5 protein-coding genes are annotated in these 3,730 nt (G+C 60.0%); 1 reads left to right on the top strand and 4 read right to left on the bottom strand.

What is annotated here, in order from left to right:
* Nucleotides 1-189 precede the first annotated feature (189 nt).
* A complete protein-coding gene (infC, locus tag Q0216_RS09275) occupies nucleotides 190-891 on the bottom strand; it encodes a translation initiation factor IF-3 (RefSeq protein ID WP_005507875.1) in 702 nt (233 codons plus the stop codon).
* Nucleotides 892-1,184: 293 nt separating this feature from the next.
* Here infC and Q0216_RS09270 point away from each other — a divergent pair, with 293 nt between their 5' ends.
* Nucleotides 1,185-1,607 carry a DUF1844 domain-containing protein gene (locus Q0216_RS09270; RefSeq protein ID WP_012903892.1) on the top strand — a complete coding sequence of 141 codons (423 nt, stop codon included), beginning with the start codon at nucleotides 1,185-1,187 and terminating at the stop codon, nucleotides 1,605-1,607.
* Between the two features lie 197 nt (nucleotides 1,608-1,804).
* Here Q0216_RS09270 and Q0216_RS09265 read toward each other — a convergent pair whose 3' ends face one another.
* From Q0216_RS09265 to Q0216_RS09255, 3 genes are all read right to left on the bottom strand, one after another.
* On the bottom strand, nucleotides 1,805-2,593 hold the full coding sequence (locus Q0216_RS09265) for a HisA/HisF-related TIM barrel protein (protein ID WP_298594772.1): 789 nt from the start codon (nucleotides 2,591-2,593) through the stop codon (nucleotides 1,805-1,807).
* Nucleotides 2,593-3,345, bottom strand: coding sequence for an imidazole glycerol phosphate synthase (locus tag Q0216_RS09260; protein WP_298594770.1), 753 nt, complete (start codon nucleotides 3,343-3,345; stop codon nucleotides 2,593-2,595). The genes Q0216_RS09265 and Q0216_RS09260 overlap by 1 nt, the downstream gene beginning before the upstream one ends.
* 119 nt (nucleotides 3,346-3,464) lie before the next feature.
* Nucleotides 3,465-3,730, bottom strand: a 266-nt coding sequence (locus tag Q0216_RS09255; RefSeq protein WP_298594768.1) for a LysM peptidoglycan-binding domain-containing protein, incomplete at its 5' end; no start/stop codon positions are given.

The following is a 3,730-nucleotide window of genomic DNA, read 5'->3' as shown; positions in this document are numbered from 1 at the left end:
GTTCTCCTTACATTCATCCCCCGCCACAAAGCGGGGTAGCTTAGTGGGGTTGAGCGATACACGCATCAGCCCCAAGGACCAAAGGTGAGGCACCCCCAACGAGGTGCCTCGGAACCGGCACCGGGTGAACCCGCAACACCCACCGAGCGGTGGAGGCGCGTGCCCATCCTAAAGTGACGACCCGGTTCCCTACTCGGCGGAAGCCTGTGCCTTCAACTCGGCAGGCATAGCGTCTGCCAGAGAATTAGTTACGGGCTTCGCCTTGGTCGTGTCAATACGCTCGCGACCCTTGCGACCGCCGGCGCCCTGCTCACGGCGAGCCTCTGCCTTACCGCGAAGCGGAGCCAGAACCATCACCATGTTGCGGCCATCCTGACGGGGGCGAGACTCAACGGTGCTCACCTCAGCCAGCTCAGCCGCCAGACGCTCCAGCAGACGCACACCCATCTCGGGGCGCTGCTGCTCACGACCACGGAACTGAATCATTGCCTTGACCTTGTCACCACCGGAAAGGAAACGACGAGCGTGTCCAACCTTGGTTTCGTAGTCGTGGGTATCAATCTTCAGGCGGAAACGGATCTCCTTCAGAACGGCATTAGCCTGCTTCTTGCGGGATTCACGAGCCTTGATTGCGGCTTCGTACTTGTACTTACCGTAATCCATGAGCTTGCACACGGGCGGCTTCGCGTTCGGGGCAACCTCGACCAGGTCGAGTTCGGCGTCCTCAGCCAGACGCAGAGCGTCCTTCAGAGGGACAACGCCTACCTGCTCGCCACCGGGACCGACAAGACGGACCTCGGGAACGCGGATACGATCGTTAATGCGTGGTTCGCTAATGACTAGCTCCTGTGCTCTGTGGGTTTCCCCGTGAATACTATCCGTTGCGGGCACTAAAAAAGCCCCCGCAGTTACACAAGCGGAGGCACAAACCAGCGTACGCCGAAAGCGGCGGACGAACCCGTTCACCTCAAAACTCGCAAACTAACGCCTGCGGCGGTCAACCGGGTGGGAGGCATGCTCCACTTGCAAACTGCCTACAACCATACCGCAGAACCCCCGACAGGCGCAAGGGATTAGACGTAAAACACCATAAAAATTGCGGGGATTCCTGCAGTGATTCCACAGAAGCGCCCACTCTTAAGGACGCATTTACCGAAACAAACGAAATATGAGATTCTAGGACTATGAGCACTGAAAACACGAGTTTCCGCTTCACCGCGGAAGAAGAAACCCCCGTACACGGCCACACCGAACTCACCGAAGAGCAGGTCGAAGCCGTCAACGAACAGCTGCGCGACATCGCAGACGTACCCGCCATCGAAATCATCAGCTCCGCAGCCATCCACATGATGAGCGCCGCAGCCGTCAAGTGCGGCCTGGCAGCAGACGAAAACGCCGACGACCTCAAGGACCTCGACGAAGCACGCAAGCTCATCACCGCACTGGCAGGTCTCGTCACCGCCGCAGCACCCGAAATCGGCTCCCAGCACGCAGCACCCCTGCGCGACGGCCTGCGCACCCTGCAGCTCGCCTTCCGCGAAGCATCCCCCTTCCCGGACGAACCCGGCAAGGGCCCCGGCGAAAAGCTCACCGGTCCGGTGTACTAAGCCGACTGCTTTGCTAAGCCAGCTTTATGCGATCACGATGCCCCGCCTCCCTCGCACTGAGGAAGACGGGGCTTGGTCATATATAAAGCCTGTGCGAATAAGAAATCTACGCGGACTAGATACGCGGACTAGCGCGAACCGGTAGCTTGAGCGGGAGTCAGATTTAGCGGGAACGAGATTTAGCAGGAGCGGTAACTTTAGCGGGAACCAGCGGCCTCAAGAGCCTGCTCAAAACTAAAGTTACCCACATACAGCGCCTTGCCAAGCACCACGCCCTCCAAACCATAAGGAACCATAGAACGCAGCTTCTCAAGATCAGCCAGCGACGCCACACCACCGGAGGCCACCACCCGACAGGCAGTCTGAGCCAGCACCTCATCCAGCAGCTCCGCACCGGGGCCCGCCAGAGAACCGTCCTTACTCACATCCGTAACGATATAGCGGCGCACACCCGCGCCCTCCAGCCACGCCAGCGCCTCCGCCAGATCCGGACCCGACCAGTCGGTACCGCGAGCCACCGTCACCCAGCCCCGCTCGGGGTTGTAACGGGCATCGAGGCCAAGAGCCAGAAGATCAGAATCGGCATAACGAGCCAGAGTTTCTTCGAGCCAGGAAGAATCCGCCAGAGCCGCGCTGGTCACGTTCACGCGGTCCGGATTCAGGCTCAGAGCGCGCTCCAGACTCTCAGCATTACGCACACCGCCGCTGACCTGAATACGAACCGGAGCGGAGCCGGTCATCCGAGCGTTCTCGGCACGGACGGCGGCAACCACCTCAGCCAGAACCTCAGTATTCGTGCCGCGACCAAACGCCAAATCAAGATCAACCAGGTGAATCCAGCGAGCACCAGCCTTCACCCAGGTCAGAGCCGCCTCAACAGGGTCGAGGCGCTGCTCACCACCGGAGAGGGTGCCTCCCACCGGGCGCACCGCGTAGCCTTCAGAAATATCAACAGCGGGCAGAAGTTCAAGAACGGGTGCAGACATTAGTTACCTCCCGCAGCAGTAGCGGAGCCCTCAGATGACAGGCGACCAGTCACCGCCAGGGACGCAACCCAGCGGCGCATAAACTCCGCACCCAGCTCACCAGATCCCACCGGGCAGAACTGCACCGCCGTCAGCGGACCGTTCTCAACCGCCGCGATATAGGCAGGCTCGGTGACAGTCCAAGTCACCGCCGGCGGGGCAATATATTCGATGCTCTGATCAAAAGCCCACTCAAAAACGCCGTGCTCAGATTTGAAGTGAGCCTCGCCCTCAAGACCCTTGAGCAGCACGCTATCGGAGGAAGAACGCAGGGCAGAAGCGCCGGGTACTAGGTCGCGGGTAGAAAGCTCCACGCTCTCACCGGGCCACTCCCCCATGCACTGCACCTGAACCTGCCCCATCTGCGGATGCTCCACCGTCACCGAGTCGAAGAGGCAGCTCAACGCCGCGTCGGCGACCAACACCGGACGACCGCCAGCAACACGGCGACCAATCACGCGCTCAGCGTCCTTAGCTTTCAGGTCTTCGTACGCTTCGAGAGAGCTCGCACCGCCGGTCACCACCATGCCGTCAGCCTCACGCAACTGATCGGGCGCAGCGGTCACGATAACGTCCGCACCAGCATCCTGAAGAAGCTTTACCAGGGCACCACGAGTTCCGGGTTCCCCCAAAACGGCAACCACGGGACGAGCGGTCTGAGCATTCTGTACAGATTCAGTTTCGACGGTTGTGGGTTCAGCGGGAACAGGCATCGGTGCGCTCCTATTTCATGGGCTCAAGAATTCGGCTCAAGCGCTCTAGCTTGAGAGATAGAGGATTCGGAGTCAAGACATCAACCTCACGCAGAAGCCAACCACACACGGGCCCATGCTTAGCGCTGAGTCTGAGGAATCTCCAGACGCTGACCGGCATCAACAGAGGTACTGGTCAACGAGTTCAACTCCATAATACGAACCACAGTATCACGGGTATCACCCTGCGGATCCACCGCCTGAGCAATATCCCACAGGGTCTCGCCGTGCTTGACCACAACAACGGTTCGAGTCGCCGAAGCATTCTCCACGGAAGCAGAAGCCGCCGGACCAAAGAAGCTAATAGCACCGAGCACAATCAGCGCCGCCAAAGTCAGCAGAGGCA

The organism is uncultured Rothia sp., assembly GCF_937976295.1.
GTDB lineage: Bacteria > Actinomycetota > Actinomycetes > Actinomycetales > Micrococcaceae > Rothia.
This window is presented reverse-complemented; position numbering and strand designations above follow the sequence as displayed.